This window comes from Cellulosimicrobium arenosum, assembly GCF_014837295.1.
GTDB lineage: Bacteria > Actinomycetota > Actinomycetes > Actinomycetales > Cellulomonadaceae > Cellulosimicrobium > Cellulosimicrobium arenosum.
In genome coordinates this window covers 120174-146339 of record NZ_JACYHB010000004.1, presented here as the reverse complement: position 1 = coordinate 146339, position 26166 = coordinate 120174, and the positions used below count along the sequence as shown (strand labels likewise).

Here is a 26166-nt window from a genome sequence, read left to right as displayed (position 1 = left end):
ACCCTAGCGGCCAGGACGACGCGGTTCCAGCGGCTTGCCGAAGCAGAGCGCGATGGGGTTCGGGCCGTCGAACGGCGGGAACGGCAGCACGACGCGGTAGCCGAGCGACCGGTACAGCGTGATGGCCGCGGGCTGGCGGATACCGGTCTCGAGCACGGCCGTGCTCGCCCCGAGCCGCCGCGCCGCGTCCTCGGCGGCGGCCATGAGGGCCCGCGCGGCACCCGCACCGCGCGCCGACTCCCGCACGAACACCTTCTTCACCTCCAGCGATCCCTCCGGAGCGCCCGCATCGGGCCGGCGCAGGAACGCGCAGCCGACCGCCTCGCCGTCCGCGGCCACCGCGAGGAACGACGCGACCACGTCCGCACCCAGCCGCGCGTCGAGCGCGGCGTACCCGGCAGCGTCCAGTGCGCCGAACACCTCGGGGTAGAGCACGGCCGACGAGCTCTCGTGCATCTCGCGCCGCAGCCGCGCCGCGTCCGGGTCGTCCCAGGTGCTCGGCCGGACCTCGACGTCCCGCCCTGCTCCGAGCCCCACCGCGCTCCCGACGCCGCGGGTGTCGGACCGGCGCACGGCCGCCGCCGCGCCGTCGGCACCGAGGCGAGCGAGGTCCAGCGCGAAGCATCGCGACTCCGGCTGGTCCGCGTAGTGCCCGTACCGCTCGATCGGCAGATAGCCGAGGCTCAGGTACAGGTCGATCGACTCCGGCTGGAGCGTGCCGGTCTCGAGGACGAGCCGTCCCAGCCCGACCGACGCGGCCTGGTCGTGCACCGCGCGCATCACCGCACGGGCGTACCCGTGCCCGCGGTGCTCGGGGGCGACGAACAGGCGCTTGGCCTCGCCGGTCGCGAGCGGGTGGACGCCGCCGCGCCCGTCCGGCGCGCCGGAGACGTCGCGCAGCGCGACGCACGCGACGGGCACGTCGCCGGCGTGCAGCACGACGACGCCGAGCAGCCCCGCGGGGTCGAAGTCACCGTCGTCGGGCTCGCCGTAGCGCTCGGTCAGCTCGGCCTGCTGGCGCGCGAACAGCGCGACCGCCTCCGGGTGGTCGCCGGCGACCAGGCTGACGCGACCCGGCGGCGGGTACGCGGCCTCGGGCGGCGAGGTCACGCGTGGACGAGCACGCCCAGCACGGACGTGAAGAGGGCCAGCCCGTCGGTGCCGGCTCGGGGCCCGGCCTCCGCAGCCGGGCCGAAGCCCGCCTCGACGGCGTGCTCGGGGTGCGGCATGAGACCGACGACGTTGCCCGCCGCGTTCGAGATGCCCGCGATGCCGCGGCGCGAGCCGTTCGGGTTCTGGCCGTCGTAGCGGAACACGACCCGTCCCTCGGCCTCGAGCTCGTCGAGCGTGCGGTCGTCGGCGACGAACTGGCCGTCCTGGTTCTTCAGGGGGACGGTGATGCGCTGTCCGGCGGTGAAGTCGCGCGTCCACACCGTCTCGGCGTTCTCGACGACGAGGACCTGCTCGCGGCACACGAAGTGCAGGTGGTCGTTCTTGATCATCGAGCCCGGGAGCAGGTGGGCCTCGGTGAGGACCTGGAAGCCGTTGCAGATGCCGAGGACAGGCAGACCGCCGTTCGCGGCGTCGACGAGGGACTCCATGACCGGCGCGAACCGGCTGATCGCGCCGGCGCGCAGGTAGTCCCCGTACGAGAAGCCGCCCGGCAGGACGACCGCGTCGACCCCGTGCAGGTCCGCGTCCGCGTGCCACAGCGAGACGGGCTCGCCGCCCGCGAGGCGCACGGCGCGGGCGGCGTCGCGGTCGTCGAGCGTGCCGGGGAACGTGACGACGCCGACGCGGGCCGTCGCGAGCGAGGTGGGCGTCGTCATCAGGCGAGGCCCTGGGAAGGCGCGGTCGTCACGATGTCGGACGAGTCGGTCACCGCGTCGGCCACGCGGACGACGTCCTCGATGACCGGGTTGGAGAGCACCGTCGAGGCGGCCTCCTGCGCGGCGGCAAGCACCTCGGGCGTGACGTCGCCCTCGACCTCGAGCTCGAACCGCTTGCCCTGACGCACCGAGGTGAACTGGGTGAAGCCGAGCCGAGGCAGCGCCCCGACGACGGCCTTGCCCTGCGGGTCCAGGATCTCGGGCTTGGGCATGACCTCGACGACGACGCGTCCCACGGGGGCTCCTTGGCAAGAGAGTTGAGGAGAGTCGGGCTGTCCCGGAGGGTTCCTCGGGAGCCGACGGCGTGATTCCACGGTCATTCTACCCAGCCAGGGGCCCGTCCGGGCCCGCGGTCCAGCGGCGCGAGTCGGGCTCCGCAGCGCGCGTCGGAACACGACCGTGGGTAGGTGTCGCTACGATCGAACGTGTGTTCGAGACGCACGCTCGACCACACGTGCGAGGGCGGGGTCCTGCCCCTTCCCCGCCCTTGCACGGGTCGAGACAGGCAGAGGCCGCCGGAGTGACCGACGCGAAGGAGATCGCTCGTGCCAGCACGTCCACAGGTGCCGACCGACCAGGCAGCCCCGACCGGACAGGTCCCGACGACGCAGCGCCCGTCCGCTCGGACCGTCGCCCGGGTCTTCGCGCGGGACGCGACATGCACCTTTCCCGGCTGCAGCGTGCCGGCGTTCCGGTGCGACCTCGACCACGTCGTCGCCCCACGACCCGGCGACGAGTCCGGCAACGGCGCTCACAACCTCGTCGCGCTCTGCCGGCGCCATCGGGTCCTGCGCGCCCGGGACGGCTGGCGTCCCGCGCTGCTCGGCGACGGCACGGTGCGTTGGACCGGGCCGAGCGGGCACACGTACGAACGGCCGGCGCCGCGTCGCGGCGCATGACCCACTCCGGCGAGCTCCGCCCGAGAAGCCCGGGAGAACGCTCCCTGGTGACATCTTTCGGGTATATCGGTACGGTGCTTGGAAGGGCGAGCGGCGTCCTGGCAGCGCTGCCACCGCCGCCCACCCGGTGAGACGAGGGAGCGTGCGCACCGCGCGCCCCTGACGGGTACAGCAGGCCCGTCTGCGGGCTCCCCCGTGGCGTCCTCGACGGCGAGGGCGCTCGTGCCGAGGAAGCTCCTGAGGAGAATCACGATGCGAAGAGCACTGACAGCGCTGGCCACCGTGGCGGCGATGACCGTCGCCGGAGCCGCGGTGGCGGCACCGGACCCCGCACCGGACGTCAGCACGCCGGCTCCGGTCGCCGAGCTGCCGCAAGGACAGATCGACGCGCTGGAGCGCGACCTCGGCCTCGCCGAGGACGAGATCGTCGACCGGCTCACCCTCGACGCGACGACGACGGCGATCGAGGAGCACCTCAGCCGTGAGGTCGGCGACGCCTACGCCGGCACCTGGCTCCCCGAGGGCGCCGACGCGCCGGTCACCGCGGTCACCGACGCAGCGCTCGTCGACGAGGTCGAGGACGCGGGCGCGGTCGCCGTCGTCGTGGACCACGACCTCGCGGACCTCGAGCAGGTCAAGGCGCAGCTCGACGGCACCTCCGCCCCCGAGGCCGTGCAGGCCTGGTACGTCGACCCGACGACCAACGAGGTCGTCGTCGAGTCGACCGACCCGGCCGCCGCGCGCGAGTTCCGGGACGACGCCGGCGCCGCCGCGGACACGGTCCGTATCGAGACGGTCGACGACACCTACGAGGTCGCGCGCGACGTGCGCGGCGGCGACGAGTTCCACCGCCCCACCGGGGACGGGTACGTGACGCTCTGCTCCGTCGGGTTCGCGGTGCAGGGCGGCTTCGTGACGGCGGGCCACTGCGGCTCCGGCGGCAACGCCGTCACGGCACCCGACGGTGCCGGCCTCGGGACCTACCAGGCGTCCGGCTGGCCCCGCAACGACTTCGCGTGGGTACGGACGAGCGGCGGCTGGACCTCCACCCCGACGGTCAACGACTACGCGGGCGGTACCGTCGCGGTCGCAGGTTCCGCCGAGCAGGCGATCGGCGCGTCGGTGTGCCGCTCCGGACGCACCACGGGCTGGCGCTGCGGAGTCATCGAGCAGAAGAACGTGAGCGTGAACTACGGGGAGGGAGACACGGTGGGCCTGACCATCGGCACCGCGTGCGCCGAGGGCGGGGACTCCGGCGGTTCCGTGATCTCGGGCAACCAGGCGCAGGGCATCACGTCCGGACGCATCGGGGACTGCTCGTCGGGCGGCAAGTTCATCTACCAGCCGCTGCGACCCGCGCTGGACGCGTACGGCCTCTCGCTCGTCACGACCGGCGGGAACGGTGGCGGGGCACGCCCGATCGTCGGCTACGTCGGCAAGTGCATCGACGTCCCGAGCTCGGACTTCACCGACGGCAAGGCCTTGCAGCTGTGGACGTGCAACGGGACGAACGCCCAGGCCTGGTCCTTCGAGGGCGACGGCACCGTCCGGATCTCCGGCATGTGCATGGACGTCGCCTGGGGATCGCCGGACAACGGAGCCGTGATCCAGATCGCCGGCTGCAGCGGGAACCCGGCCCAGCAGTTCCGCCTGCAGGGCGACGGGACGCTCCGCTCGGTGCTGTCCGGCCGGTGCGTCGACGTGGACGGGTGGGGCACCGCCGACGGCACCCGGCTCATCCAGTGGGACTGCCACGCCGGCGCCAACCAGCAGTGGCGGCGCGCCTGACTCGCGGACGCGCCACGCACGACGCCGGTGACCCGCCGGGCCACCGGCGTCGTGCCCGTCCGAGGATGCGTCGCGCCCGTCCGGGAACGCGTCGGTCCGGCAGGGTCAGCGCAGCGGCGAGCCCGTGATGCGCTCGTACGCCTCGAGGTACCGGTCCCGCGTGTGCACGACGACGTCGGCGGGCAGCGCCGGCGGCGGGACGTCGGACGCGCGGTCCCAGCCCGAGTCCCCGGACGCGAGCCAGTCGCGGACGAACTGCTTGTCGAAGCTGGGCTGGGCACGCCCTGGTTCCCACTGGTCGGCCGGCCAGAAGCGCGACGAGTCCGGCGTGAGGACCTCGTCGCCGAGCACCGTCGCTCCGGTCGCAGGGTCTGCTCCGAACTCGAGCTTGGTGTCGGCGAGGATCACACCACGCTCGCGCGCGATCTGCTCCGCCCTCCCGTACACCGCGAGCGTCAGGTCGCGCAGACGGGCCGCGACGTCGACGCCGAGCCGCGCGGCGACGACCTCGAACGGGACGTTCTCGTCGTGCTCCCCGACCGCCGCCTTCGTCGCGGGCGTGAAGATCGGCTCGGGCAGCCTGGACCCGTCGACCAGACCGTCCGGGAGCGGCACGCCGCACACCGCGCCCCCGGCGCGGTACTCGACCAGCCCGGAGCCGGTGAGGTAGCCGCGGACCACGCACTCGACCGGGAACATGTCCAGTCGGCGGCAGATCATCGCCCTCCCGGCGACGACGTCCGGCACCAGCCCGTCACCCGGTTCGGCGGAGATCTCGGTCGAGACGACGTGGTTCGGCACGAGGTCCCCGAGCTGGTCGAACCACCAGAGGCTGAGCTGCGTGAGGACCACGCCCTTGTCGGGGATCCCGGGCGAGAGCACGTGGTCGAACGCGCTCACGCGGTCGCTCGCGACGACGAGCACGACGTCGCCGAGCGGGTGGACGCCGCCCACGGCGGGCAGGTCCGGCTCGTACAGGTCGCGCACCTTGCCGGAGTACACGTGCGTCCACCCGGGCAGCTCGAGGCGTGCGGTGTCGAGGGCGTCCGTCTCGCCGAGCGAGAGCTCCGGGGCAGGGTCCAAGGGCATGTCGGTCACGGGGCCTAGTCTCGCACCATGCACTTCGAGGGCTCCCCCGCGTCCGCTGCCGGCCCCTCCGGCGGTCCGCCGCACGAGGACCTCGAGGACGATCCGAGGACCGCCGCCTTTCTCGACACCTTCGCGACCTTCATGGAGGCCGTCAACCAGCGTGCACAGCGGCACCACGGCACGCCCGGCCCCTCCGTCGCCACCCTGCTGCGAGAACATCTCGGCACCGACCCGCGGGGGCTCGCGGTCGTCACCGAGACCGTGTCCGCGTTGCGATCCGTCGACGCCGACGTGGCGCTGGAGGTCGTGGTGCAGCGGCACGGCGGCGGGCGGCTGGTGGGCGTGGGAGGCGGCGAGCAGCGGATGCACACGTCGTTCTCCGAGATCGCCGAGCAGTCGGCCGTGTGGCAGCAGTTCCCCGTCGGTGCGGTCGACTACGCGCGAGCGGCGACCGGCCCGGACACCGAGCGGCGCACCGTCGCGTTCGGGCTGCACCTGTTCACCTACGCCGGTTCCCCCGTGGCCGTGCTCCAGCGGGCCGCGAGCCCGCGCCACGGGAACGAGGGTGCGGTCGAGGTGATGGGGTCCGACGAGGACGCGGCGCTCACGCTGCTCGGCGAGCTGCGCGAGGCGATGGTCGAGCACAGCGTGCTCCGCGGCCGGGTCGTGACGTTCACGGCCTCCGAGTACGGCCCTTCGGTCGGTGGCATGGCGTTCCTGCGCAGGGACCGGGTCCCGGCGTCCGACGTCGTCCTGCCCGAGGGCACGCTGGCCCGGATCGAGCGTCAGGTCATCGGGGTGGCGCGCCATCGCGAGGTGCTGAGGTCCGCCGGTCAGCACCTCAAGCGAGGGGTCCTGCTCCACGGCGCGCCCGGGACGGGCAAGACCCACACGGTGCGCCACCTCGTGGGCGAGAGCCCGGGGACCACCGTGATCCTCCTCGCGGGCGGAGCACTCCAGCTGGTCCGCCTGGCCGCGGAGACGGCGCGCGCGCTCCAGCCTGCCGTGGTGGTGCTCGAGGACTGCGACCTCATCGCCGAGGACCGCTCGTTCCACGACGGACCGCAGCCCCTGCTGTTCGAGGTGCTCGACGCGATGGACGGCCTCGCCCAGGACGCGGACGTCGCGTTCGTCCTCACGACGAACCGCGCCGACCTCCTCGAGCGCGCGCTCGCGCAGCGGCCGGGACGCGTCGACCTCGCGGTGGAGATCCCGCTGCCCGACGAGAACGCACGCAGGCGGCTGTTCGCGCTCTACCGCGGCGGTCTACCCTTCTCCGCCGCCGTGCTCGACGACGTCGCCCGGCGCACCGACGGCGTGACGGCCTCGTTCGTCAAGGAGGCCATCCGACGCGCCGTCCTGCGTGCGGCCGAGGCCGGTCACGGTGTCGGCGACGTCGACCTGCGCAGCGCGGTCGACGAGATGACCGACGACGCCGAACGCATCACGCGGTCGCTCCTCGGCTCCACACCGGACCTTCTCGACGACGAGCCCGCCTGGACGGACGACGACGGGTTCGACGTCGTCGAGCCGCCCGAGGAGCCGGTCAGCCCGCGAGGGTGACCTCGCCCGCGGCGGCCCGCGCCGCGATGTCGGTGCGGTGCTGTGACCCGGCCAGCTCGATCCGCCCGATCGCCTCGTACGCGCGGCTGCGCGCCTGGCCGAGGTCTGCCCCGCTCGCGACCACCGAGAGCACTCGCCCACCGGCGGAGACCAGCGCGCCGTCAGCGTCGAGCGACGTGCCGGCGTGCAGCACGTGCACACCCTCGACCTCCTGCGCGGCGTCGGCACCGATGATGCGATCGCCCGTGCGGGGCGACTCCGGGTAACCCCGCGCGGCCAGGACCACGGTCACGGACGCGTCGTCGGACCAAGCGAGGGGCGGCAGCTCGGCGAGTCGGCCGTGCGCGGCCGCGAGCATGACCACGGACAGCGGGGTGCGCAGGCGGTCGAGCACCGACTGGGTCTCGGGATCGCCGAACCGGGCGTTGAACTCCACCACGCGCGCGCCGCGGCTCGTCAGGGCGAGACCGACGTACAGGATCCCGACGAACGGGGCACCGCGGCGCGCCATCTCGTCGACCGTGGGCTGTGCGACCCGCGCCACGACCTCCTCGACGAGCCCTTCCGGTGCCCACGGGAGCGGGGTGTACGCCCCCATGCCGCCCGTGTTGGGACCGGCGTCGGCGTCGAAGACCCGCTTGAAGTCCTGGGCGGGGACGAGCGGCACCACGGTGGTGCCGTCGCACACGCAGAACAAGGACACCTCGGGCCCGTCGAGGTACTCCTCGACGACGACCTGCGACGACACGAGGCAGGCCGCGGCGTGGTCGAGCGCGGCGGCGCGGTCGTCCGTCACGACGACGCCCTTGCCTGCGGCGAGCCCGTCGTCCTTGACGACGTGCGGCGCGCCGAACGCGTCCACGGCGGCGGCGACCTGGTCGAGGTCGGTGCACACGTGCGCGAGCGCGGTGGGGACTGACGCTGCCGCCATGACCTCCTTGGCGAACGCCTTGGAGCCCTCGAGCCGCGCGGCCTCGGCGGACGGGCCGAACACCGGGATCCCGACGGCACGCACCGCGTCCCCGACCCCCGCGACGAGCGGCGCCTCGGGCCCGACGACGACGAGCTCCGCACCGAGGTCCGTCGCGAGCGAGGCCACCGCCTCTCCGTCGAGCGCGTCGACGGAGTGCAGCGACGCGAGCTCACCGATGCCCGGGTTCCCGGGAGCGGCGTGCAGCTCGTGCGGCGCGGTGCCGAGCCGCTCGGACTCGCCCGCGAGGGCGTGGACGATGGCGTGCTCGCGGGCACCGGTTCCGACGACGAGGATCTTCACGGGCGACGAGTCTACCGACGTGCCGGGCGCCGCGATCCTCGGCGGTCGCTCACCTCTGCCCGACGAGCCTTCAGTGGATGAGGTCGTGACGGGGGATGATCGCGTCACGGCTCGGCCCGACGCCGATCGCCGAGATCCGCGTCCCGGACATCTCCTCGAGCGCGAGCACGTAGCGCTGCGCGTTGACGGGCAGCTCCTCGAAGGTGCGGGCGCCGGAGATGTCCTCCCACCAGCCGTCGAGGTCCTCGTAGATCGGCTTCGCGTGGTGGAACGCCGTCTGGTCGAGCGGCATCTCGTCGTGGCGCACGCCGTCCACGTCGTACGCGACGCACACGGGGACCTTCTCGAACCCCGTGAGGATGTCGAGCTTGGTGAGCACCATGTCCGTGATGCCGTTGACGCGCGTCGCGTAGCGCGCGATGACCGAGTCGTACCAGCCGCAGCGCCGGGAGCGGCCCGTCGTGACCCCGTACTCGCCGCCGGTCTTGAGCAGGTACTCGCCGTTCGCGTCGAACAGCTCGGTGGGGAACGGACCCTCGCCCACGCGGGTCGTGTACGCCTTGATCACGCCGATGACCGAGCTGATCCGCGTCGGTCCGATGCCCGACCCGGTCAGCGCGCCGCCTGCCGTCGCGTTCGACGACGTGACGAACGGGTACGTGCCGTGGTCGACGTCGAGCATCGTGGCCTGGCCGCCCTCGAACAGGACGTTCTTGCCGGCGTCGAGCGCCTGGTTGAGCACGAGGGAGGTGTCCGCGACCATCGGCCGCAGCCGCTCGCCGTACTCGCGCAGCTCGGCGACCGTCTCGTCGACGGTGATCGCGCGTCGGTTGTAGACCTTGACCAGCAGGTGGTTCTTCTGGTCGAGCGAGCCCTCGATCTTCTCGGCGAGGATCTTCTCGTCGAACAGGTCCCACACCCGGATGCCGACTCGGTTGATCTTGTCGGCGTACGCCGGGCCGATGCCCCGGCCGGTCGTGCCGATCCGGCGGTTGCCGAGGAACCGCTCGCTGACCTTGTCGATCGTGCGGTGGTATCCGGCGATCACGTGCGCGGAGCCCGAGACGAGCAGCTTCGAGACGTCGACGCCGCGGGAGATCAGGTCGTCCAGCTCCTGGAACAGGACCTCGATGTCGACGACCACGCCGTTGGCGATGACGGGCGTCACGCCCGGCGAGAGGATGCCCGAGGGCAGCAGGTGCAGCGCGTACTTCTCGTCGCCGATCACCACGGTGTGGCCGGCGTTGTTGCCGCCGTTGAACTTCACCACGTAGTCGACCCTGGACCCGAGGAGGTCGGTCGCCTTGCCCTTGCCTTCGTCGCCCCACTGGGCACCGACGAGCACCACGCCTGGCATGTTCCCCACTTTCGCACTGCCTGTTCCTCGGACCGGTCCGGTCGCGCGCGGGGCCGAGGCGTCACCCGGGCGGCAGTCACCCGGGGACCGCGACGAGTTTACCGGTCGTTGACCTCGGGGGCCGGACGGCCCCCGGTTCGGCACAATGGACCCATGAGCGACTCTCACCAGAACCTGCTCGGCGGCCTCGCCCCGACCGAGCTCCCCGACGACTACGCCGCCGTCCGTGACGCGCTCGACGCGGGAGAGGACCCGTACGAGGTGGCCGCGCGCGCCCCGTCGTCGTCCCTCGTGTGGGCGCTCCTCGCGGAGGACTACCTCCACGAGAACGGGTCGAAGGGCGCCGTGACCGCCTACGCGTTGGCCCGCACCGGCTACCACCGTGGTCTCGACGCGCTGCGCCGCGCCGGCTGGCGGGGCCAGGGTCCTGTCCCGGCCGACCACGTGCCGAACCAGGGCTTCCTGCGCGCCCTCCTCGCGCTCGCCGAGTGCGCCGCGTACATCGGCGAGATCGACGAGGCCCAGCGCTGCGAGACGTTCCTGCGCGACTGCGGCACCTCACCGGACGAGGTCCGCGCCCTGCGCTGAGAGCGCCGACCCGGAGATCGTGGAGTGTGCGGCGCGGTGGGCGCGCGTCTAGAGTCGTCGACATGATCGAGATCGCCACATCGCCCGCGACGACGACCCTCGTCATCGCCGGCGATCTCGACCTCGCCGAGCGGGACCAGTTCCCGGAGATCGCCGCGCGGGTGGTAGGGCTCCGCCGTCAGCTCCTGGTCATCGACATGTGCCGCGTGACCTTCATGGACTCCACGGGCGCCGCGTTCCTCATCTCGCTCGCGGACTCGGGGCGCAAGCGCGGCGGTGCGACGGTGCTGCGCGGCTGCGACGACCGCGACCTGTTCGTGCTCGAGGTCTGCGGCGCGCTCGAGCTGTTCCGCATCGACTCCGAGCACCGCTGCGAGCCGACCACGCCGCCGTCGGGGTTCACGAGCGTGGACCCGCGGCGCCACTGAGCCTGCGGCCCCGGCGCTCAGTCCTCCGAGGACCGGGGCGCCGGGCGCACCTTCGCCCACACCAGCTTGCCCGTACCCGTCGGGCGCCAGCCCCAGTCCGCGAGGCGCTCGACGATCTGCATGCCGAACCCGCCCATCCGGTTCGCGTGCCCGTCCGTCGGCATCGGGGGGGCAGGATTCGCGTCCTCGACCTCGACACGGATCCCGTCGCCCGTGTCGAACAGGCGCAGCGCCAGGTGACCCCACCCGTGCAGGACCCCGTTCGCGACGAGCTCGGAGACCACGAGCTCCGCGTTCGCCGCGTCCTTGACGCCCCAGGCCTGGCACGTGCGCACCACGGCGTGCCGCGCGCGGCCGATCGAGGCCGGCTCGCTCGGGAGGAGCCAGCGCCGGCTGCGCGGGCTGAGCGCCACGACGTCCGCGTCCCGCACCGGGTCCGGGATGCGCACGACGACGAGCGCGACGTCGTCCTCGGGCGCGTCGGCGAGCCGGGACAACAGCTCCTCCCCGACGCCGGCGGCATCGACGGCCGAGACCGCGGACGACGCCGCGACGAGCGCGTCGAGCCCGACCCGCAGCGCGCGGTCCCGGCGTTCGATGAGGCCGTCGGTGTACAGCACGAGAGTGTCGCCCGGTCGCAGCGCGGCGGAGCCCGTCGCCCGGCTGCGGCCGCCGAACCCGACCAGCGGGCCGCCCGCCTCGTCGAGCTGGGTGACGGTGCCGTCACGCAGCAGCAGCGGCGGCAGGTGACCGGCCCGCGAGTACTCGATCCGCCACGCGTCGTCCGGGTCGTCGGCGTCGGGCCGGATCAGGGCGCCGTAGACGAGGCTCGCCGAGCGCGGGATGCGCATGCCCTGGACGAGCTGGTCGACGCGCTCGAGCACGGGTCCCGGTGTCGTCAGCTCGAAGGCGTAGGACCGGACCACCGACCGCAGCTGACCCATCGCGGCCGCGGCCTCGACGTCGTGCCCCACGACGTCGCCGATGACGAGCCCGACGACGTCCGGCGCGATCTGCAGGACGTCGTACCAGTCGCCGCCCACCTGGGCGTGCTCCGAGTTCGGCGCGTAGTAGGTCCACACGTCGAGCCCGACGACGTCCGCCTGCTCCGGGAGCATGGCCCTCTGCAGGGTCTCCGCGAGGCGGTGCTCGCGTGCGTAGAGACGCACGTTGTCGACGGCCGCACCCACGCGCCGCGCGACGACCTCGAGCAGCTCCAGCGCGCTCTCACCGACCGCGTTCGTCGGGTCCGGCAGCGCGACCACGAGCAGCCCGAGCACGCAGCGTCGGCCCGGGACGGCGATCACGCGCAGGCTCGTCGGGGTCGTGCCGGGCACCTCCAGGCGGTGCTCGATGTCGCGCTGCAGCCAGCCCGAGGCCGACCACTGCCCGTACGGCGCGGCCAGGTCGAGACGCACCGGCCCGGCGATCCGGCCGTCCAGCAGGTCCTGCACGCGGTCCGGGACGTCGGGCCGGGGGACCCCGGAGGACGAGTCGTCCGCCCGCGCCGCGTCGCCGAGCGCATCCGTCTCGTGCGATCCGGGCGCAGGGAGCACCATCCCCGGCGAGAACCGTCCGTGCCGACGACCGCGGCCGGTCGGCGGGGAGCTCGCGTCGATGCCCTCGGCGTACCGCAGCCCGTCGTCGTTGAGGTAGAACCCCGCCCAGTCGACCACGACGCCCGTGACCAGCTCGGTGATGTCCCGCAGGACGAAGGGCTGCTCGAGGTCGACCAGCAGGTCGGAGCTCTGCGTGACGACGTCGAGGAGAGCCCGTTCCCGCCTCTCCACGTCGAGCGACGCGACCTGGGCGGCATACCGCCCGTGCAGCTCCGAGACGTCGATCTGCGCGCCGACCCAGTGCGTGACCTCACCGTCCGCGTCGGGGACGGGCGCGAACGACAGCTGGCACCACACGAGCGACCCGTCCCGCCGGGCGAGCCTCAGGGTCTGGGTGATCTCCCGTTCCTCGGTGATCGCGGACCGCAGCTGCTGCGCGTCGACCGGGTCGGTCAGCAACGACTCGAGCACGTGGGGGCTGCGGCCGACGACGTCCTGGGAGGTGAAGCCCGTCTGACGCTCGAAGGCGCGGTTGACCCACACGATGGGCATCTCCTGCGCCCGCGGACCGGTGACGAACATCGCGATGCCGGCACTCGCGATCGCGTCGGCGCACATCTGCCGGACGTGTTCCGGCAGCGCCGCCCCGAGGTCGGGCGAACGGCCCATGATCACCTCCGGCGGTGGGTCACTTCGGGTGGAATACGTCGCGATTCCCCATCTGTCCGGGCGTCAGGTCGATTCAACTGCCTCGGCCACGCTACTGTCCCGACAGGACATTCAACCGTAGATTGGGGGCCACCGAGGCCTCCAAGGGTCTGGACAGCGGAAAGGAGCACCGGTGGGCGACGGTACACCCTCAGCCACGGACCGTGAGGTCGGCGTCGGCAGGGACGGAGCACGATCCGCTGCCGGCGACCCCGCGAGCGTGCACGTCATCGTCGGCGCGTCACGAGCGAGGATCGTGCTGTCCGGCGAGATCGACGCGGAGCTCGGCGCGGACCTGCAGGAGGCGACCGTCGCGGCCGAGGAGTCAGGGCTCCCGGTGGAGATCGACGCGCACCACGTCACGTTCATGGACTCGTCCGGTGTCGCGTTCCTCGCCCGGCTCGCGTCGCGCGGGCCGCAGCGCGTGCGCGTGCTGCGCGCTCCCCCGACGGTCCGGTTCCTGCTCGAGGTGACCCGGATCGGCGAGCTGCTCGACATCGTCGACACGGACCCGGGCTTCGACGACGGCGCACGCCCCGCTCCCGAGCCCGGCTGACCTCCGCACGCGCCGGCGGTCCGACCAGGAGCGTCGTGCGACCGGACGCACGCGTCCACCGACACCGCGGTCGGGCGACGCCCGGCATGACGAAGGCCCCCGGCGCGAGCCGGGGGCCTTCGTGCCAGCGAACGGCCGGGCGGAGAGCCGCGCGGGCCGTTCGAGGGTCAGCGGATCTTGTTGCCCGCCGACCGCAGCTGCTGCGACGCCTCGACGATGCGCGCGGCCATGCCGGCCTCGGCCTTCTTGCCCCAGGCGCGCGGGTCGTAGGCCTTCTTGTTCCCGACCTCGCCGTCGATCTTGAGCACGCCGTCGTAGTTCTCGAACATGTGCGACACGACGGGGCGCGTGAACGCGTACTGGGTGTCGGTGTCGATGTTCATCTTGATGACGCCGTTGTCCACGGCCTCCGAGATCTCCTCGGCCGTGGAGCCGGAGCCGCCGTGGAAGACGAGGTCGAACGGGTTCTCCGTGCCGATCTCGGCGGCGACGCCGTCCTGGATCTCCTTGAGGAGGGCCGGGCGGAGCTTGACCGCACCGGGCTTGTAGACGCCGTGCACGTTGCCGAACGTGAGGGCCGTCAGGTAGCGCCCCTTCTCGCCGGTGCCGAGCGCGCGGACCGTGGCGAGGCCGTCGGCGACGGTGGTGTAGAGCTTCTCGTTGATCTCGGCCTCGTGACCGTCCTCCTCGCCACCCACGACGCCGATCTCGATCTCGAGGATCGTGCGCGCGGCGACGGACAGCTCGAGCAGCTCGGTGGCGACCTCGAGGTTGCGGTCCAGCGGGACCGTGGAGCCGTCGAACATGTGGGACTGGAACGTCGGGAGGCCACCGTTCCTGACCTGCTCGGCCTCGATCGCGAGCAGCGGGCGGACCCAGGAGTCGAGGTTGGCCTCGACGCAGTGGTCGGTGTGGATCGCGATCTGCACGGGGTAGTTCTTGGCGACCTCGGCGGCGTAGCCGGCGAGCGCGAGCGAACCGGCGATGCGGTCCTTGACCGTCGAGCCGGAGGCGTACTCGGCGCCGCCCACGGACACCTGGATGATGCCGTCGGACTCGGCCTCGGCGAAGCCCTGGAGCGCGGCGGTGATGCTCTGCGACGACGTGATGTTGACGGCCGGGTAGGCGAACTTGCCTGCCTTCGCCCGGTCGATCATGTCGGCGTAGGCCTCGGGGGTTGCGATGGGCATGCGGAGCTCCTGTGGAGTCGTGCGGGGTGTGATGTCAGGGGAAAGTCTGGCACGGATGCGTGCGTCGGTGTCAGTGCCGTTCGCCCTCTGGTCCTCCGCCGTCCGCACCGAGCACGTGCTGCGCGGCCCACGTGTGCAGCGCGATCGCGGCCGCGGCACCGGCGTTGAGCGAGCGCGTCGACCCGAGCTGGGTGATGTGCACGACGTCGCGGCAGGCGGCCACGGCGTCGGGCGTCAGTCCCGAGGACTCCTGGCCGAGCAGCAGCACGCACGACGCCGGGAGGGCGTAGCCCTCGATCGGCACCGAGCCGGGCACGTTGTCGACCCCGATCACGGGCAGCCCTTCCTCTGCGGCCCACGCCGCGAGGTCGGCCGCCGTCGCGTGGTGGTGCACGTGCAGATAGCGGTCCGTGACCATCGCGCCGCGCCGGTTCCAGCGCCGCCGCCCGACGACGTGCACGCCCGTCGCGTTGAACGCGTTCGCGGTGCGCACGACGGACCCGATGTTGAGGTCGTGCGCCCAGTTCTCGATCGCCACGTGCAGCGCGCGGCCGGGCGGCCGGCGGGCGTCCATGTCCGCGACGATCGCCTCGACCGTCCAGTACCGGTAGCCGTCCACGACGTTGCGCCGGTCGCCGTGGGCGAGCAGCTCGGGGTCGTACCGCGCGTCGGTCGGCCACGCGTCCGGGCCCCCGGGCCAGGGACCCACGCCCACCGCCCTCTCCTCGGGCGTGGTCCCGCTGCTCGTCATGCGGTCATTGTGCCCCGGGTCCGCGCGCCGCCCGCGGCGACGACGGTCGTCAGGCCACCGCGGCCCTGCGGCGCGTCACGCGCGCCTCCCAGACCATCGCGAACAGCACGACGCCGGCACCCGCGAGCGCCAGCAGGACCGGCCCCACGAGCGAGCCCGACGGCGCGAGGAGCATCCCGTCGTCGGACTGCCAGGGCCACAGCGCGCGCAGCGACCCGACCATGAGGCCGGCGAGGACCGCCATCGTCCCCTGCCGGTGCTGGTGCAGGAGCCACTGCAGGAGCTTCACGAAGCTCGCGAGGCCGATGAGCGCGCCCAGGGCGAAGGCACCCACGAACGCCAGGTCGCGGTCGTGGATCGCCTCCTGCACCGGGACGTACAGGCCCATCGCGAGCAGGATGAACGAGCCGGAGACCCCCGGCAGCACGAGTGCGTTGATCGCGACCGCGGCGGCGAGGAACACGAGCCACAGCGACGGGTCGTCGACCTGCCCCGGTGGCAGGCTCGTGAGCCAGAACCCGGCGGCCGCCGCGACGACGAGCAGCACGCCGTCCAGCACGCGGAACCGCGCGGGCATGAGCCGCAGCGGGACGGCGATCGAGACGACGATCATCCCGAAGAACACCGACCGCACCGGTACCGGGTGCGACTCCAGCAGCGGCGCGACGAACGACAGGGACGCGAGCAGGACGACGGCCATGCCGAGCAGAACGGGCACGATCAGCGGCCAGTCCACGGCGCGCCACGCGCGCGCGGCGGGGGCGATCCCCCGGCGGCGGGCCAGTCCGCCGACGAGCTCGCGGGCCGCGTGCAGGACCTGCCCCGCGGCGTCGATCAGGTCGTCGTAGAGGCCGACGACGAGCGCGATGGTGCCGCCCGAGATGCCGGGGACCGACTCGGCTGCGCCGACGAGGCCGCCGCGGACCGCCGAGCCGGGAGCGGAGGTCCACGACGTGCGGGGACGGCGCGCGTGGGCAGGGTGCTCGTGGTGCACGTCCTGCGGAGGGTCGGGCGGCGGCGTGGTCGTCACCTGCGAGAGCGTAGCCGGACGGACAGTAGGCTGGCTGCGGCCCCACCCCCGGCAGAAGGAGCGGACCGTGACCGAGCGCACCATCGAGGCGTGGCTCACCGACATGGACGGCGTGCTCGTCCACGAGGGGCACGCGATCCCCGGCGCGCCGGAGTTCATCCGCGCGCTGCGTGACAAGGGGCGCCCGTTCCTCATCCTGACGAACAACTCCATCTTCACGGCGCGCGACCTGCGGGCGCGGCTCGCGACGTCGGGCATCGACGTCCCCGAGGACGCGATCTGGACGTCCGCCCTCGCGACGGCCCAGTTCCTGCACGACCAGATCCCCGAGGGCAGCGCCTACGCGATCGGCGAGGCGGGCCTGACCACGGCTCTGTACGAGGCGGGGTACACGCTCACCGAGGCCGACCCGGACTACGTGGTGCTCGGTGAGACGCGTACCTACTCGTTCGAGGCGATCACCAAGGCGGTCCGGCTCATCCTCGGCGGCGCACGCTTCATCTGCACCAACCCGGACACGACCGGCCCCTCCCAGGAGGGCCCGCTGCCCGCGACGGGCGCCGTCGCGGCGATGATCACGTCCGCGACGGGCCGCAAGCCGTACTTCGTGGGCAAGCCGAACCCGATGATGTTCCGGTCCGCGCTCAACCGGATCGACGCGCACTCGGAGAAGACGGCGATGATCGGCGACCGCATGGACACCGACGTCGTCGCGGGCATCGAGGCGGGCCTCTACACGTACCTCGTCATGACGGGGTCGACGCGCGCGTCGGAGGTCGACCGGTTCCCGTTCCGTCCGAGCCAGGTGATCGACTCGGTCGCGGACCTGGTCGACCGCATCTGACCGGCCCCCGGACCGGCGTCCTTCCCGGGCCGGAGTGCCGCGACCGCGTCAGGACAGGCCGAGGTCGGCCAGGTCGAACAGGTGGTGGTACGGCACGCCGAGCGCCTCGATCTTCTCGCCCGCGCCCGTGGCACGGTCGACGATCGTCGCGACGCCGAGCACCTCGCCCCCGGCCGCGCGCACGGCCTCGACGGCGGCGATCGGGGAGCCGCCGGTGGTCGTGGTGTCCTCCACGACGACGACCTTGCGGCCCGCGACGTCCGGTCCCTCGATCTGACGCTGCATGCCGTGCGCCTTCGCGGCCTTGCGCACGACGAACGCGTCGAGGTCCTGCCCGCGCGACGCCGCGGCGTGCAGCAGCGCGGCGGCGATGGGGTCGGCCCCGAGCGTGAGGCCGCCGACGGCGTCGATCTCCGCGGTGCCGAGGCCCTGCTCCTCCAGCAGGTCGAGCAGCTGGTGCCCGATCAGCGGCGCGGCCCGGTGGTGCAGCGTCACCCGGCGCAGGTCGACGTAGTAGTCCGCCTCCTTGCCGGAGGACAGCGTCACGCGGCCGTGCACCACGGCGAGCTCGCGGATGAGGGCGAGCAGCTGCTCGCGGGGCGTCGAGGAGAGTTCGTCGGTCACGTCCGCCAGGGTAGCGGCCGGGGCGGTGGTCAGCGGTAGCTCCCCACGGCGCGGACCGCCGTGCGCGGAAGCACCCGCAGCGCGGCGGACGCGAGCCGGTACCGCGCCGACGGCGTCGAGATCACGACGCCGCGGCGCACGTCCGCGAGCGCCGCCGTCACGACCCGGTCGGCGTTGAGCCAGGCGATCCCGGGCATGCCCGACACGTCGACCCCGGCCCGGTCGTGGAACTCGGTGTGGGTGAACCCGGGGCACAGGACGGTGGCGGTGACCCCGGAGTCCTTGAGCTCGACGGCCAGGCCCTCGGTGAACGACCGCACCCACGCCTTCGCCGCGGCGTAGGTGCCGCCGGCGGTGAGCGCGGCGACGGACGCGACGTTGAGGATCGCGCCGCGACCCCGTGCCGTCATCTGCCCGGCGGCGGCGTGGGAGAGCACCAGGACGGCCTCGACCATGACGTCGAGCGCGTTCACCTCGAGATCGACGTCGCCGCCCACGAAGCGCTGGTGCGTCGCGAAGCCCGCGTTGTTGACCAGCAGCCCGACCGGTCCCTCGTCCCCGGCGCCCGGGGAGGCCAGGCGCCGGGCGACGCGCGCGACGTCGTCGGGCACGGACAGGTCCGCGGGCAGGACCTGCACGCGCACGCCCGCGGCAGCTCGCAGCTGGCCCGCGAGGTCCTGGAGCCGGTCCTCGTCGCGCGCGACGAGGACCAGGTCGTGCCGGGCGGTGGCGAGCTGCCACGCGAACTCCAGGCCGAGACCGGCGCTCGCGCCGGTGATCAGTGCTGTCGCCATGGGGTCAGCCTACGGTCGAACGGGCGGTCCGGCGTGCCTGCGGCACCTAGGGTGGGGGCGTGCGCCTGGCCACCTGGAACATCAACTCCGTCCGCGCCCGCGTCGACCGGGCGGTCGCGTTCCTCGAACGGTCGGGCACGGACGTGCTCGCGCTGCAGGAGACCAAGTGCACGCCCGAGCAGTTCCCCCGCGAGGCGTTCGAGGCCGCCGGGTACGAGGTCGCGTGCGCGGGGCTGAACCAGTGGAACGGCGTGGCGGTCGTCTCGCGCGTCGGGCTGGACGACGTCGCGACCTCCTTCGACGGCCAGCCCGCGTTCGGGGACCCCGCCCGGGTCGAGGCGCGCGCGCTGGGCGCGACGTGCGGCGGGGTCCGCGTGTGGAGCCTGTACGTGCCGCACGGCCGCGAGCTGGGCGACCCGCACTACGCGTACAAGCTGCGCTGGCTCGACGAGCTGCGGGCCCGGGCCGCGGGCTGGCTCGCGGACGACGCCGCCGCGCAGGTCGCGCTCGTCGGCGACTGGAACGTCGCGCCGCTCGACACCGACGTGTGGGACGTCGCGTACTTCGCGGGCAAGACCCACGTGACACCTGCCGAGCGCGACGCGTTCGCGGCGTTCGGCGCCGCCGGGTACACCGAGGTCACGCGCGAGACCATCCCCGCGGAGCGGTCCTACACCTACTGGGACTACCAGCGGCTGCGGTTCCCGCGGAACGAGGGCATGCGGATCGACTTCGCCTACCTGTCCCCCGCCGCGCGCGCCCGGGTGACCGGCGTCGCGATCGACCGCGACGAACGCAAGGGCAAGGGCGCGTCGGACCACGTGCCGGTGGTCGTGGACCTGGACGACCTGCACGGGCGTGGCCCGGGAATCGATACGGTGTCCCCATGACCACGACGCCTGGCAGTCCCGAGGATCCCGACCGGGGACCTCAGGACCCGTACGCCCCGCAGGACCCGGACCGGACGTCGAACCCCTACGGGTCGCCGAACCCCTACGGCTCGCCGGGCCCCTACGGTGCACCCGACCCGCAGGCGGCGCCGCGTCCCCACCAGCAGCCGTTCTCGCCGTACAGCCCGCCCGGCGACGCGCCCTCGGATGCGCCCGGGTGGACCCCGCCGTCGGGCTCGGCACCGGGCGCTCCCCCGCCCTACGGCACGCCCGCGCCCTACGGCGCGCCGCCCGGATCCGGGCAGCCGACCCCCTACGGGCCCGTCGGCGGTGGCTACCCGCCGCCGGGCTACCCCAGTCCCGGGTACTCGTCGGTGTACACCCCTCCGGTGCCGACGAACCAGCTCGCGCTCTGGTCGATGATCGTCTCGCTCGCCGGGGTCCTGCTGTGCGGGTTCCCGGGCATCGTGGGGCTCGTGCTGGGCGTCGTCGGCGCGATGCAGATCAGCCGGGACAAGACCAAGGGCATGGGCTTCGCGGTCACGGGCATCGTCGTCGGACTCCTCGGGATGATCTTCGCGGGGTTGTTCCTGATCGGTGTCGCGCTGGACAGCTGACCATGACCGACGACCTCTTCGCCGCGCCCGAGCCGCCGGCTCGTCCCGACCCGTCCGGGCCGACGCCCGCCCCGGGTGTCCCTCCGGTACCGCCACCACCCGGGTCGGTACCGGTCAGCGACCCTCGGATGCCCACCGGATCGCAGCACGAGGGCGGCTTCGCGGCCGGCACGTACGCGCCGGGCTGGGACCCGCAACGGCCCGTGCGGCCGCGGACCGACGCGCTCGCACTCGCGTCCGTGCCCGCCGGGGTGGTCCTCGGACCGGTCGGCATCGGTCTGGGCGGCGCCGCGCTGAGCCGCGTCCGCGCGCACCGCACCCGCGGTCGCGGTCTCGCGATCGCGGGCATGGTGACCGGTGCGGTCGTGACCGTCGCCTGGGCCGCGGGAGCGGCCCTCTGGTGGCAGGCGGACCGGGCGAGCACGCCGCTGGCCGGGGACGTCGAGGCACCCGTCACCGTGGCGGCGACGCGCCTCGTGGTCGGCAGCTGCCTCGCAGAGCTCCCACCGGACGGGGAGGTCTCGCAGGTGCGGGTCGTCCCCTGCGCGGACGAGCACCGCGCCCAGGTCGTCGCGCGCACCGACTTCGGTGCCGACGAGGTGTGGCACGGTCAGGAGGGCGTGAGCGCGCGTGTGGCGAAGGTCTGCACGCCGGGCGTGCTCGGTCCGGACGCGCCCGACGGCGTCGACCTCGTCGTGTGGGCGCCCACCGACGCGTCGTGGTCCGGCGGGGACCGCACCGGTCTCTGCCTCGCGGGCGGAGACGAACCGCTGCCCGCCGACCTGCTCGGCTGACCGCGGGGTCGTCCCCGGCCACGCCTTCCGGCGGACTACTCCGTCGGCTCGGCGGACTCCGTCGGCTCCGCGGGCTCGGTCGGCTCCGCGGGCTCCCGCGACGCCGGCGGAGCGAGGGCACCGGCGTCCGAGCCGTCGTCGGGTTCCGCGGTCTCCGCACCGCCCGAGCCACCGCCCGAGTCGCCCGAGTCGCCGTCCGAGTCGCCGCCGTCGCCGTCCTCCACGTCGGCGCCGTCCAGGTCGCCCGGCTCGGCGGCCAGGGCGTGCACCGTCTCCGCGGTCACCGTCCCCGTCGGGACCAGGCCGTTCCCCTGCTGGAACGCGGTCAGCGCGGCGACGGTCGCGTCGTCGAGCCGACCTGTCGTCTCGAGGTCGGCGCCGAACGCGACGAGGCGCTGCTGGACCCACTGCACGCCCGCCTCCTCGTCGGGGGCGGCGGGGGACGTCGGCGCGTCGTCGGGAGACGGGGCCGGGGTGGCCTGCTCCTCGGTGCTCGGCTCGGCCGGTTCGTCGGACGCGTCGTCGTCCGGCTCGGTGGTCCCCGGGTCGGTGGGCGTGCCCGCGGGCTCGTCGGGCTCACGGGGCGGGACCCGCTCGCCCCCGCCGCGCGTGGGCGGGTCGTCGACGACGGGTGGCGGGACCCGGGTGACCCGGACGCTCGGCTCGGGTCGCGGCTCGACGACCAGGTCGTCGGGCTCGGCCGGGCCCTGCCCCTCGGCCACGGAGCCGGGCACGACGACGGGCTGTCCGCCCCCTGTCGCCGCACCGACCACGCCGGCGACGGAGACGGCGAGGACGATCACGCCGGCACCGGCGACCACGGACAGCCAGGGCAGGGCGGAACGGGCGCGGAGAGCGTCGCGAGAGCCGCGCGCGGGCACGGGCGACCCGGGGGGAGCGTTCGGTCCGGTTCGACGAGGCATGGCGCGCCTCCCTCCTGCAGTGCTGGACGGGTGGTGCCGGGGCCGCGAGACGGCGCGCGGCCCGCCGCTCGGTCGGGTCCGCCCCCACCTTGCCCCATGTGCACCGGATCTGTCACCCCGCCCCGGGTCGGTGCCGTCGACGGTCGCCCAGGGCCGCCCGGGCCGCCGAGGGCCGCCGTAGGTCGCACGACGAGTTCCCCCGCACGGCCGAAGCGGTGGAGCACCGCACCCCGTGAGGCTGGGAGAGCGACGGAGAGCCCGTCGGTTCCAGGGAGACGAGGACCACCTGTGCCTACCATCGAGATCTCCGGCCTGGGCAAGTCGTACGGACGGTTCGACGCCGTCCGAGACGTGACCTTCGCCGTCGAGCCCGGGCGCGTCGTCGGGCTGCTCGGCCCGAACGGAGCGGGGAAGACGACCACGCTGCACGTCCTGCTCGGCCTCGCGTCCGCGACCACCGGCACCGCGACGTTCGGCGGTCGCGCTTACGCCGACCTGGCGCACCCCGAGCGGATCGTCGGGGCCCTCCTCGACGCGGGCGGCCTGCACCCGGGACGTACCGGTCGCGACCATCTCCGGGTCCTGGCCGCCGCAGGACACCTGCCCGTGCAGCGGGTCGACGACGTGCTCGCGCTCGTCGGCATGACCCCCGCGGCGGACCGCCGGGTCCGCACCTACTCGCTCGGCATGCGGCAGCGGGTCGGGCTCGCCGCCGCGCTCCTCGGTGACCCGGAGGTGCTCGTGCTGGACGAGCCCGCGAACGGTCTCGACCCGGCGGGGATGCGCTGGCTGCGCGACCTCCTGCGGAGGTTCGCCGACGACGGCGGCGCCGTCCTGCTCGCGAGCCACGTGCTGCCCGAGGTGAGCCAGGTCGCGGACGACCTCGTCGTCATGGGCCAGGGTCAGGTCGTCGCCGCCGGAGCCCTCGACGACCTCGTGACCGACCGTTCCCTCGAGGACTACTACCTCGACCTCACCGCCACCACCGAAGGAGTGCGCTGATGTACCGCGCCGAGATGCTCAAGCTCCGTACGACCCGTGCCCCCTGGGTGATCGCCGCCGTCGCCCTCGTCGGGATGCTCCTCGTCCAGGGCGTCCTGCTCGCGCTCCCGCGGGTCCTCGAGAACCTCGAGGCGCTCGGGGGTCCGACGACCGGCGTACGCGCCGAGATCGAGCCCGACCTCGGCTCACTCACCGACCCGACGCTCGCAGGATTCCAGCGGACGGTCCTCGACCTGCTCGGCACCGGCGGGGGTGGCGGGTCGACCGGGGTCGTCGCGATCTGCATGCTCCTGCTCGGTGCCCTCGCCGTCACGACCGACTTCCGGACGGGCGGCATGGTCCCCACCGCGCTCGTGCAGCCGTCGCGGTCGCGGGTGCTCGTCGGCAAGGCGGGAGCGACCGCGACCGTGGCGATCGCCGTCGGGCTGGTCCTCGCCGTCGTGACGGCTGCGGGGCTCCTCGCCGCCGTCGCGACGACGCCCGACGCGCGCCTCGCGCTGTCCGCCGGGGAGGTCCTCGGCATCTGGGGCCGCGGGGTCGTCGTCCTGGTCCTGCTCACCTGGTTCGGGCTCGGCGTCGGCACGCTGGTCCGGGGCCAGGTCGCGGCGATCGTCGTCGTCGCGGCGATCGCGCTCGGAGAACCTCTCGTCCGGTCCGTCGTCGCCCTGCTCTCCGGCGGGCAGTCGGCCGCGGCCGCGTGGTTGCCCCTCGGCCTGGGGTCTCTCGCCACGACCGGGCAGGACGCCGCCTCGCTCCTCGGCGGGTCGGCGCAGGTCGGTGCGGCCACCGCGCTCATGGGCCTCGGCGTCTGGGTCGTGCTGCTGCTGGGCGGCGGCGCCGTCTCGTTCCGCCGGCGCGACCTCGTGTGATCCTGTGGCAGGTCGTGGCTCGCCGCGCCCGTCCTAGGGTGGTCGGGTCCCGCCCGCCCGTCTGCCCGCCTGCCTGTCGACCCGCCCGTCGACCCGCCCGTCCGTTCGCCGAACTGGAGGACAGCCCGTGACCGAGGTCCTGCGCCGGTGGCTCGCCGCCGGGGGCATCCGGACGGCGACCGCGCGCGACGCCGTCCTCGCAGGGGTCGTCGCGGCCGCGAGCGTCGCGCTGGTCCTCGGGATCGAGCAGCTCGCCGTCTCCGAGGCGGGGAGCGCGTTCGGTGCCGGCCCGGGTGCCGTCGTCGTGACGGCGCCCGAGCGGGCGGCGGTCGTGGCCGTGCTCGTCGCGCAGTCGGCCTGCCTGGTCCTGCGGCGCCGTGACCCGGTCACGTGCCTCGCGCTCACCGTCCTCGGACAGGTCGCGCTGCTCGCGGTCCTGCCCGCGTACCTGTCGTTCCAGGCGCCGGCGACCCTGGTGGCGGCGTACTCCGTGGGCGCGTACGCGCCGCGGCGGCGCGGCCTCGTGGCCGCCGCGGTCGCGGCGGTCGTGCAGGCGCTGCTCCTGTTCGCGCTGGGCGGAGGCGGTCTGCTCGGCACGAGCGGCGCGGCCTACGCCGCACAGGCGTCCAGCGCGCTGGTCAACGCGCTGCTGACCTATCTCGGCGCGGCGCTCGTCGGGGAGTACGTCGCGACACGGCGCTCGCTGCTCGCCGAGCTGCGCGACCGCGTGCGGCGTGCCGAGCGCGAGCGCGCGGCTCTGGCGGCGCAGGCCGTGCTCGAGGAGCGCGGACGCATGGCCCGCGAGCTGCACGACGTCGCCGCGCACCACCTGTCCGGCATCGTCGTGCAGGCCGCCGCCGCCGAACGGCTCGTCGACCGCGACCCCGAGCGCGCGAAGGAGTCGATGCGCCGCATCCGGTCGCAGGGACGCGAGACCCTCGACAATCTCCGGCTGGTCGTCGGGCTGCTCCGCGGTCCCGGCGACACCGAGGCCGCGCCGCAGCCGACGCTCGCCGACGTGCCGGGTCTCCTGGCCGACGCACGCGCGGCGGGCGCGGACGTGCAGGACCAGACCCGGGGCGACCCGTGCGCCCTCGCACCCTCGACACAGCTCACCGTGTACCGCGTCCTGCAGGAGGCGCTGTCCAACGCGCGCCGGCACGGCACCGGCCGGCGGGTCGAGGTGCTGCTCGACTACCGGGAGCCCGGGCTCGTGCTCCACGTCCGCAACGCCGCCCCCGCCGCGGAGCGCGGACCCGTCCCGGGTCCCGCGTCCCACGGGATCGTCGGCATGACCGAGCGGGCGACGATGGTCGGCGGCACGCTCACTGCCGGACCGCGGCCCGACGGCGCGTGGTACGTCCGACTCGCCGTCCCCCGCTCGCCGCGTGCCGTTCACCACGCCACCGGCGGCACCGTCCTCCCCGCCGCGCCCGAGGAGCCAGGAGTCGCGCCGTCACCCACCACCGAGGAGAGACCATGACTCGCGTCGTGCTCGTCGACGACCAGGCCGTCGTGCGCGCCGGCTTCACCGTGATCCTCGAGAGCGAGGGGGTCGAGGTCGTCGGTGAGGCGTCCAACGGTGCGGACGCCGTCCGCGTGGCCCGCCGCGAGCGCCCCGACGTCGTGTGCATGGACGTCCGCATGCCGGGCGGCGACGGGATCACCGCGACGCGCGCACTCGCCGGCCCGGACGTCGTCGACCCGATACCCGTGCTGGTCGTGAGCACGTTCGACCTCGACGACTACGTGTTCGGCGCGCTCGAGGCGGGCGCGAGCGGGTTCTTGCTCAAGGACGCCGAGCCCGACGTCCTGGTCGACGCCGTGCGTCGCGTCGCGGCCGGCGACGGGCTCGTCGACCAGACGCTCACGCGGCGGGTCATCGACGAGTTCGCCCGCCGCCGCTCTCCGGTGGTCCCCGACGACGCGGCGAACGCTCTGCTCACCGCGCGCGAGCACGAGATCGTCACGCTCCTGTGCCGCGGTCCGTCGAACGCCGAGATCGCGGCGACGCTCTTCCTCGAGCCGAGCACCGTGAAGTCGCACCTGAGCCGCATCCTGACCAAGACGGGTGCGCGCGACCGGGTGCAGCTCGTGGTGTGGGCGTACGAGCACGGCGTGGTCACGCCGGGCGCGTGACC

The 26166-nt window shown here is 73.9% G+C and carries 27 protein-coding genes; 14 read left to right on the top strand and 13 right to left on the bottom strand.

Annotation, left to right across the window (positions count from 1 at the left end):
• Positions 1–3: 3 nt before the first annotated feature.
• The 3 genes from IF651_RS06865 to purS are packed head-to-tail and all read right to left on the bottom strand — an operon-like array spanning position 4 to position 2125.
• On the bottom strand, positions 4–1110 hold the full coding sequence (locus tag IF651_RS06865; protein WP_338403813.1) for a GNAT family N-acetyltransferase: 1107 nt from the start codon (positions 1108–1110) through the stop codon (positions 4–6).
• Positions 1107–1829 (bottom strand): phosphoribosylformylglycinamidine synthase subunit PurQ, encoded by a 723-nt coding sequence (gene purQ / locus IF651_RS06860; RefSeq protein WP_191828356.1) that lies wholly within the window; start codon positions 1827–1829, stop codon positions 1107–1109. Before purQ ends, IF651_RS06865 begins: the two co-directional genes overlap by 4 nt.
• Positions 1829–2125 carry a phosphoribosylformylglycinamidine synthase subunit PurS gene (purS, locus tag IF651_RS06855; protein WP_191828355.1) on the bottom strand — a complete coding sequence of 99 codons (297 nt, stop codon included), beginning with the start codon at positions 2123–2125 and terminating at the stop codon, positions 1829–1831. The genes purQ and purS overlap by 1 nt, the downstream gene beginning before the upstream one ends.
• A 309-nt stretch (positions 2126–2434) precedes the next feature.
• On the opposite strand from purS, the gene IF651_RS06850 reads away from it, so the two are divergent.
• On the top strand, positions 2435–2788 hold the full coding sequence (locus IF651_RS06850; protein WP_191828354.1) for an HNH endonuclease signature motif containing protein: 354 nt from the start codon (positions 2435–2437) through the stop codon (positions 2786–2788).
• 252 nt (positions 2789–3040) lie between these two features.
• Positions 3041–4576: an RICIN domain-containing protein gene (locus tag IF651_RS06845; RefSeq protein WP_191828353.1), complete on the top strand. Its 1536-nt coding sequence runs from the start codon at positions 3041–3043 to the stop codon at positions 4574–4576.
• Positions 4577–4681: 105 nt separating this feature from the next.
• Here the strand turns inward: IF651_RS06845 and IF651_RS06840 are convergent, their stop codons facing one another.
• On the bottom strand, positions 4682–5665 hold the full coding sequence (locus IF651_RS06840; protein WP_191828481.1) for a phosphoribosylaminoimidazolesuccinocarboxamide synthase: 984 nt from the start codon (positions 5663–5665) through the stop codon (positions 4682–4684).
• Positions 5666–5692: 27 nt separating this feature from the next.
• Between IF651_RS06840 and IF651_RS17640 the strand changes: the two genes are divergently transcribed.
• Positions 5693–7228: an AAA family ATPase gene (locus tag IF651_RS17640; protein ID WP_241744197.1), complete on the top strand. Its 1536-nt coding sequence runs from the start codon at positions 5693–5695 to the stop codon at positions 7226–7228.
• Here the strand turns inward: IF651_RS17640 and purD are convergent.
• Together purD and IF651_RS06825 are read right to left on the bottom strand one after the other, a co-directional pair.
• On the bottom strand, positions 7212–8501 hold the full coding sequence (purD, locus tag IF651_RS06830; RefSeq protein WP_191828352.1) for a phosphoribosylamine--glycine ligase: 1290 nt from the start codon (positions 8499–8501) through the stop codon (positions 7212–7214). The two genes, IF651_RS17640 and purD, sit on opposite strands and share 17 nt — an antisense overlap.
• A 70-nt stretch (positions 8502–8571) precedes the next feature.
• Positions 8572–9858 carry an adenylosuccinate synthase gene (locus IF651_RS06825; RefSeq protein ID WP_191828351.1) on the bottom strand — a complete coding sequence of 429 codons (1287 nt, stop codon included), beginning with the start codon at positions 9856–9858 and terminating at the stop codon, positions 8572–8574.
• Positions 9859–10011: 153 nt separating this feature from the next.
• On the opposite strand from IF651_RS06825, the gene IF651_RS06820 reads away from it, so the two are divergent.
• Together IF651_RS06820 and IF651_RS06815 are read left to right on the top strand one after the other, a co-directional pair.
• On the top strand, positions 10012–10446 hold the full coding sequence (locus tag IF651_RS06820) for a DUF3151 domain-containing protein (RefSeq protein ID WP_191828350.1): 435 nt from the start codon (positions 10012–10014) through the stop codon (positions 10444–10446).
• Positions 10447–10508: 62 nt separating this feature from the next.
• Positions 10509–10874, top strand: a complete 366-nt coding sequence (locus IF651_RS06815) for an STAS domain-containing protein (protein ID WP_191828349.1) — start codon at positions 10509–10511, stop codon at positions 10872–10874.
• A 17-nt stretch (positions 10875–10891) separates the two neighbouring features.
• On the opposite strand, the gene IF651_RS06810 is transcribed toward IF651_RS06815, so the two are convergent.
• Positions 10892–13102, bottom strand: coding sequence for a SpoIIE family protein phosphatase (locus tag IF651_RS06810; protein ID WP_191828348.1), 2211 nt, complete (start codon positions 13100–13102; stop codon positions 10892–10894).
• A gap of 172 nt (positions 13103–13274) precedes the next feature.
• Between IF651_RS06810 and IF651_RS06805 the strand changes: the two genes are divergently transcribed.
• The gene (locus tag IF651_RS06805; RefSeq protein WP_422110453.1) at positions 13275–13697 is read left to right on the top strand and encodes an STAS domain-containing protein; all 423 of its coding nucleotides are present in this window, start codon (positions 13275–13277) and stop codon (positions 13695–13697) included.
• 167 nt (positions 13698–13864) lie between these two features.
• Here IF651_RS06805 and fbaA read toward each other — a convergent pair whose 3' ends face one another.
• The 3 genes from fbaA to IF651_RS06790 all read right to left on the bottom strand — a co-directional run bounded on the left by fbaA (position 13865) and on the right by IF651_RS06790 (position 16668).
• Complete coding sequence (gene fbaA, locus IF651_RS06800) at positions 13865–14887, bottom strand: class II fructose-bisphosphate aldolase (RefSeq protein WP_191828347.1); 1023 nt, start codon at positions 14885–14887, stop codon at positions 13865–13867.
• A 70-nt stretch (positions 14888–14957) separates the two neighbouring features.
• Positions 14958–15638, bottom strand: coding sequence for a TrmH family RNA methyltransferase (locus IF651_RS06795; protein WP_191828346.1), 681 nt, complete (start codon positions 15636–15638; stop codon positions 14958–14960).
• Positions 15639–15687: 49 nt separating this feature from the next.
• A complete protein-coding gene (locus tag IF651_RS06790) occupies positions 15688–16668 on the bottom strand; it encodes a DUF368 domain-containing protein (protein WP_338403812.1) in 981 nt (326 codons plus the stop codon).
• A 103-nt stretch (positions 16669–16771) separates the two neighbouring features.
• Between IF651_RS06790 and IF651_RS06785 the strand changes: the two genes are divergently transcribed.
• Positions 16772–17512: an HAD-IIA family hydrolase gene (locus IF651_RS06785; protein ID WP_191828477.1), complete on the top strand. Its 741-nt coding sequence runs from the start codon at positions 16772–16774 to the stop codon at positions 17510–17512.
• Positions 17513–17560: 48 nt separating this feature from the next.
• Here IF651_RS06785 and pyrE read toward each other — a convergent pair whose 3' ends face one another.
• Both pyrE and IF651_RS06775 read right to left on the bottom strand, forming a co-directional pair.
• The gene (gene pyrE / locus IF651_RS06780; protein ID WP_191828345.1) at positions 17561–18136 is read right to left on the bottom strand and encodes an orotate phosphoribosyltransferase; all 576 of its coding nucleotides are present in this window, start codon (positions 18134–18136) and stop codon (positions 17561–17563) included.
• A 29-nt stretch (positions 18137–18165) separates the two neighbouring features.
• Positions 18166–18930, bottom strand: a complete 765-nt coding sequence (locus IF651_RS06775) for an SDR family NAD(P)-dependent oxidoreductase (protein ID WP_191828344.1) — start codon at positions 18928–18930, stop codon at positions 18166–18168.
• 59 nt (positions 18931–18989) lie between these two features.
• Between IF651_RS06775 and IF651_RS06770 the strand changes: the two genes are divergently transcribed.
• From IF651_RS06770 to IF651_RS06760, 3 genes are all read left to right on the top strand, one after another.
• Positions 18990–19820, top strand: coding sequence for an exodeoxyribonuclease III (locus IF651_RS06770; protein ID WP_191828343.1), 831 nt, complete (start codon positions 18990–18992; stop codon positions 19818–19820).
• A complete protein-coding gene (locus tag IF651_RS06765; RefSeq protein WP_191828342.1) occupies positions 19817–20437 on the top strand; it encodes a DUF4190 domain-containing protein in 621 nt (206 codons plus the stop codon). Before IF651_RS06770 ends, IF651_RS06765 begins: the two co-directional genes overlap by 4 nt.
• A gap of 128 nt (positions 20438–20565) precedes the next feature.
• A complete protein-coding gene (locus tag IF651_RS06760) occupies positions 20566–21231 on the top strand; it encodes a DUF4190 domain-containing protein (RefSeq protein WP_241744195.1) in 666 nt (221 codons plus the stop codon).
• 35 nt (positions 21232–21266) lie between these two features.
• On the opposite strand, the gene IF651_RS06755 is transcribed toward IF651_RS06760, so the two are convergent.
• On the bottom strand, positions 21267–22154 hold the full coding sequence (locus tag IF651_RS06755) for a peptidoglycan-binding domain-containing protein (protein WP_191828341.1): 888 nt from the start codon (positions 22152–22154) through the stop codon (positions 21267–21269).
• Between the two features lie 288 nt (positions 22155–22442).
• Here IF651_RS06755 and IF651_RS06750 point away from each other — a divergent pair, with 288 nt between their 5' ends.
• The 4 genes from IF651_RS06750 to IF651_RS06735 all read left to right on the top strand — a co-directional run bounded on the left by IF651_RS06750 (position 22443) and on the right by IF651_RS06735 (position 26164).
• Complete coding sequence (locus tag IF651_RS06750; protein WP_191828340.1) at positions 22443–23156, top strand: ATP-binding cassette domain-containing protein; 714 nt, start codon at positions 22443–22445, stop codon at positions 23154–23156.
• Complete coding sequence (locus IF651_RS06745) at positions 23156–24025, top strand: hypothetical protein (RefSeq protein ID WP_191828339.1); 870 nt, start codon at positions 23156–23158, stop codon at positions 24023–24025. Before IF651_RS06750 ends, IF651_RS06745 begins: the two co-directional genes overlap by 1 nt.
• Positions 24026–24152: 127 nt before the next feature.
• Positions 24153–25508, top strand: coding sequence for a histidine kinase (locus IF651_RS18180; protein ID WP_191828338.1), 1356 nt, complete (start codon positions 24153–24155; stop codon positions 25506–25508).
• Entirely contained in the window at positions 25505–26164 is a 660-nt protein-coding gene (locus IF651_RS06735) for a response regulator (protein WP_191828337.1), read from the top strand. The genes IF651_RS18180 and IF651_RS06735 overlap by 4 nt, the downstream gene beginning before the upstream one ends.
• The last annotated feature ends 2 nt before the right edge of the window (positions 26165–26166 follow it).